Source organism: Photorhabdus australis DSM 17609 (genome assembly GCF_000711895.1).
Taxonomy (GTDB): domain Bacteria; phylum Pseudomonadota; class Gammaproteobacteria; order Enterobacterales; family Enterobacteriaceae; genus Photorhabdus; species Photorhabdus australis.
In genome coordinates this window covers 1-4,986 of record NZ_JONO01000098.1, presented here as the reverse complement: position 1 = coordinate 4,986, position 4,986 = coordinate 1, and the positions used below count along the sequence as shown (strand labels likewise).

Genomic DNA, 4,986 nt, shown 5'->3' with positions numbered 1-4,986 from the left:
CCCCGCCTGTCTCAGCCACTGCCCCTTAAGATGTATCGCCGGGGTGGCGTTGTTGACCCTGTTCCCGTTCGGCACATAACCCACCGTGTAATAACGTTCTGTTTTCACGGCTTTATTTACCGCCGCTTCTGCTTTAGAATGCGCCTTAGCCATAGTGACTACTCCTATTAGTTGCTGTGGTGAGCGGTGGTAACGGGTGCCAGCCCGTTATCCCCGCGCTAAATATCAACAGATTATCGCTTAATCACCTGCTTTATCTTGTCTTGCGTGATAGCCATATCCAGAAAATGACAAATCACTTCCTGGTCTTCCGGCTTCAATGCATCTGCTTGTTTACACAACTCTTTTAGCCGCTTGTTCTTGATATCAAACTCCGGGGCGGCACTGCCTTTATCACCCAGTAACAGATGGTCAATACTGACCTCTAATATCTGAGCCAGTTTAATGATGTAATCAAACTGAGGCTTGGCTTTCCCCTGTTCCCAGCGTCCCACCATACGGGGCTGAACATCCAACAGGTCGGCCAGCTTCAGTTGTGTTAACTGCCTTGATTTACGAATAGATGAGAGGTTTTTACCAAAATCAGTCATGGACAAACATAGCCAGGTTAGTTGTTTGTTCCACATGCTAAATCCCCTCCTGAAAATTAATCCTTGAAAGCATTCTAATGTCCTGTTTAAAATAGGTCAATATAGACCTTGACGTATTTTTTAAAGGATTAGTGATATGGCCCGCATTCCCGAAGCAGAATTACAGCACCTGAAAACAGCCGTCTCCTTAGTCGCCGTGGCAGAACAACAGGGTCGAAAGCTGATTAAACGCGGCAAAGATTACGTGCTGCTGTGCCCGTTCCATCAGGAAAAAACCCCGTCAATGGTCCTCAGCCCGGAAAAGAACCTCTATCACTGTTTTGGCTGCAACACCGGCGGTTCAGTGCTGGACTGGGTCATGAAAACCGAGCGCCTGAGCCTGCGGCGGGCGGCAGAACACCTGCGCGGGATACTGGGGAACAATCCTGCTGTCGCGCCGCTGGTTCAGCCCAATGAACCCACCGTGCTGGCCGAAGACGAGGCCGGACGGCAGGCGCTGCTCAGCCGGGTGGTGGAGTTTTACCATCATACGTTACTGAACGCCCCCGAAGCCGTGGCCTATCTGGAAAAACGCCGGTTACATCATCCCGAATTAGTCGCCGGTTTTAAGCTCGGCTTTGCCAACCGAACCCTGGCTTACCGCCTGCCGGAGAAACAACTGAAAGCCGGCGCCGCTATCCGGGCCCGGTTGCAAGCGGTGGGCCTGATGCGGGAGTCCGGTCACGAACACTTTAGCGGCTCGCTCGTGATACCGATACTCGACAACCACGGGCAGGTACAGGAAATCTATGGCCGGAAAATCACCCAGCGCCTGCGGGCAGGCACCCCGAAACATCTCTACCTGCCCGGCGAGCACCGCGGCGTGTGGAATGAAGCCGCCATGATAGCGTCCAAATCGCTTATCCTGTGTGAGTCGTTAATCGATGCCATGTCGTTCTGGGTGGCAGGCTACCGCAACGTCACTGCGGCTTACGGCGTCAATGGCTTTACCCCCGACCACTGGCAGGCACTGCAACGGCATCAGGTCCGGCAGGTGCTGATTGCCTTCGATAACGACCCCGCCGGCAATGAGGCGGCGGTGAAACTGGCCGCCGAACTGACTGCCGCCGGCATTACCGTGTTCCGGGTGGTGTTCCCCGAGGACATGGATGCCAACGGCTATCTGTGCCAGGTCGCCGAGCCCGAACCGGCATTCGGGTTATTGCTGGATGGCGCGGTGCCGATGTATGACCCGGCGCAGGAAACCGATACCGAAGCACCGGTCGCACCGGCAGCGCCGCCGTCCCCGGCAACGGAACCCCCTGTTGCTTTAGCCGCTGAGCGGGCAACAAAACCGCTGTCTTTGCCCGGCGTCGTGTGGGAGACAGGGCCAAACGGCGAAATTATCGTCTCACTGGGTCCGCTGCGCTGGTGTGTTCGCGGGCTGGCTCAGGTCAGAGCCGGGGCCGCAGTCATGAAAGTCAATGCACAGGTGATTGATACCGACAGCGGCATCATGTTCGCCGACAGCGTGGACATGATGAACGCCCGCAGCCGGGGCGGGTATGCGCGGCTGGCCGCCACCGAACTGGGACTGGCCGAAAGTGACCTGCGCCGGGCTTTGGGACAGGTGTTACTGGTCCTGGAACAGTGTCAACAGGCCGGCGTCGGTGAACAAACCGAAACCCAGCCGGTTCCCGACCTGAGCGAAGACCAGCGGGCCGCGGCGCTGGCGCTGCTGCAAGACCCGAAACTGAGCGAGCGCATCACCGCTGATTTAGCCGCCTGTGGCGTGGTAGGCGAATCCACTAACCTGCTGGCCGGTTACTTAGCCGCCGTCAGTCGCAAGCTGGAGCGTCCGCTGGCCGTGCTGATACAAAGCAGTTCGGCGGCAGGTAAAAGCAGCTTAATGGAGGCCGTCCTCAATCTGATACCGGAAGAAGAACGCCTGCAATACAGCGCCATGACCGGCCAGAGTCTGTTCTATCTGGGGGAAACCAATCTCCAGCATAAAATCTTAGCCATTGCCGAAGAAGAAGGGGTACGGCAGGCCGCTTATGCGCTCAAACTGTTGCAAAGCGACGGCGAACTGACCATTGCCAGTACCGGTAAAGATGACGCCAGCGGGAATCTGGTCACCAAACAGTACACAGTAAAAGGGCCAGTGATGCTGATGCTCACCACCACCGCAATAGATGTCGATGAAGAGCTGTTAAACCGCTGTCTGGTGCTGACCGTGAACGAATCGCGGGAACAGACCGAAGCTATCCACGCCTTGCAGCGCCATAAGCAAACCCTCGAAGGCTTACTGGCCGAGAATGAAAAAACGTATATCACCGAACTGCACCAGAACGCCCAACGGCTATTACGCCCGCTGAATGTGGTGAATCCTTATGCGTCACAGCTCACCTTCATGAGCGATAAAACCCGTACCCGCCGCGACCACATGAAATATCTCACCCTGATACAAAGTATCGCCCTGCTGCATCAGCACCAGCGCGAAGTGAAGACCGCGGAACACCGGGGTAAACGGCTTGAATATATCGAAGTCACCCAAGAAGACATCCGTCTGGCGAACCGGCTGGCCCACGAGATATTAGGCCGCACACTGGATGAAATGCCGCCCCAGACCCGGAAACTGTTGCTGCTGATACAAGAATGGGTAAAAGCCAGCGGGCAGCCGCGCCATGAGTGGCTGTTCACCCGCAAACTGTTGCGTGACGCCATCCAGTGGGGCGATACCCAGCTAAAAATCCATCTGTCACGGCTGGTCGAAATGGAATACCTGCTGTTGCACCGTCGCGGACTGACGTTCGTCTATGAACTGCTGTTCGACGGTGAAGATAACGACACGGCGCACCTGTGCGGTCTGATAGCGCCCTGAAAGCCGGCGTATGATTCAGCCTGGTCGGGGTTATCACGCAGACGGTCGCCCGCCTGTCGGGTGCAGGTCGGGGACTGGTCGGACAGCATCAATCCCCCCAGAGGCAGGCCATACAAGGCCCCGGCGCTAAACCGGTCGGGGTACAGGAAAAAGCCCTGTTCCGGCAGGCAATAAAGAAAAACATCATCGTATCGCAGTCACGCATTACCCCATAACAACAATCCATGTACCTTACAGGAAACCCCGTCATGACTCAGACTATCGCCGCTACACGCCCCGCTCATCTCACCACATTACGCCAGCAGCTTGAAGCCTATCTGGACTGCCTGACCGCCAGACACTACAGCGTCTGGACGCTGACCGGCTATCAGGAACGGCTGTTGCCGTTCGTTAACTGGTGTGAGGCCCGGGGAGTTATGTCCGCCCCGCAAGTCAGCCCGCCGTTACTGGAAAGCTATCAGTCCTGGCTGAGAGCCTATCGTAAAGCCGATGGCAACACGCTGGCCGTCAGCACGCAGTCAAAACGGCTGAGTGACCTCAGAGTCTGGTTCCGCTGGCTGCGACAACGCCAGTACATCCTGTACAACCCGGCTGAGGAACTGGTGCTGCCCCGAAGAGACAAACGCCTGCCCGCTCAGGTGCTGAACGAGGACGAAACGCAAACGGTATTGCAGGCCATTGATATTAATCGGCCGACCGGCTTAAGAAACCGGGCCATCCTTGAAGTCCTGTGGAGCAGCGGTATCCGGCGGATGGAACTGTCCAACCTGCGGTTAAGCGATATCGACTTCGGGCGCGGCGTACTGCTGGTGAGACAGGGCAAAGGCCGTAAAGACCGGGTGGTGCCCATCGGGGAACAGGCCCTGCACTGGTTACAACGCTACCTTGACCGCGTGCGGCCTCGGCTGGCCCACCGCCATGACAGCGGCCACCTGTTTATCACCCTCAATGGCCGGCAGATGTCACGCGACAGACTCACCCATCTAACGGGGGCCAGCATTCGCCAAAAAGCGCAACTGGAGAAAGCCGGGGCCTGTCACCTGTTCCGGCACTCAATGGCCACACAAATGCTGGACAACGGGGCCGATACCCGGCACATCCAGGCGATATTAGGGCATTCGAGTCTGGAAACCACCCAAATCTATACCCGGGTGGCCATCGGTCACTTAAAGAGAGTGCATGAGCAGACCCACCCGGCAGAACGGAAGCCCGAACAGAAAACGCTGTCAGACAAGCAGCAGGCGGAGAGTGATAAGCCGGACTGAATGCCCTATGTTGCCGGACAGTCTTTAAAGTTAGCCGGTTCCCTGTGAGTGTGTGGGGTGCTGTGAAAGGCAGACTGCGCGCGTCCCTGCGCACAGACTGCCTCCCTACCTCCAGCGTGCCCGGCAGTAAATGCCGGCCGCCCGGCGCTGAACCCCGGCGTTCTCTGTGACCGTCGTTGCCGGTCAGCCGCCATTCAACATAATGTTGCATTAAGCAACATGGGCCTGAACGGCCCACCTCGCTTAACAAACATTATGTCGGCGCCGC

Annotated in this window: 3 protein-coding genes and 1 pseudogene; 2 read left to right on the top strand and 2 right to left on the bottom strand. The window is 57.1% G+C overall.

Annotated elements, in window-relative coordinates; genetic code table 11:
* Together BO26_RS17990 and BO26_RS17985 are read right to left on the bottom strand one after the other, a co-directional pair.
* On the bottom strand, positions 1–153 hold a 153-nt coding region (locus tag BO26_RS17990; protein WP_036773895.1), incomplete at its 3' end, for a SymE family type I addiction module toxin.
* A gap of 80 nt (positions 154–233) precedes the next feature.
* Positions 234–626 carry a helix-turn-helix domain-containing protein gene (locus tag BO26_RS17985; protein ID WP_036773892.1) on the bottom strand — a complete coding sequence of 131 codons (393 nt, stop codon included), beginning with the start codon at positions 624–626 and terminating at the stop codon, positions 234–236.
* 100 nt (positions 627–726) lie between these two features.
* On the opposite strand from BO26_RS17985, the pseudogene BO26_RS17980 reads away from it, so the two are divergent.
* Together BO26_RS17980 and xerC are read left to right on the top strand one after the other, a co-directional pair.
* Positions 727–3,450, top strand: a pseudogene (locus BO26_RS17980) (CHC2 zinc finger domain-containing protein); the annotation flags it as partial.
* Positions 3,451–3,701: 251 nt separating this feature from the next.
* Positions 3,702–4,718: a site-specific tyrosine recombinase XerC gene (gene xerC, locus BO26_RS17975; RefSeq protein WP_036770936.1), complete on the top strand. Its 1,017-nt coding sequence runs from the start codon at positions 3,702–3,704 to the stop codon at positions 4,716–4,718.
* Positions 4,719–4,986 lie beyond the last annotated feature (268 nt).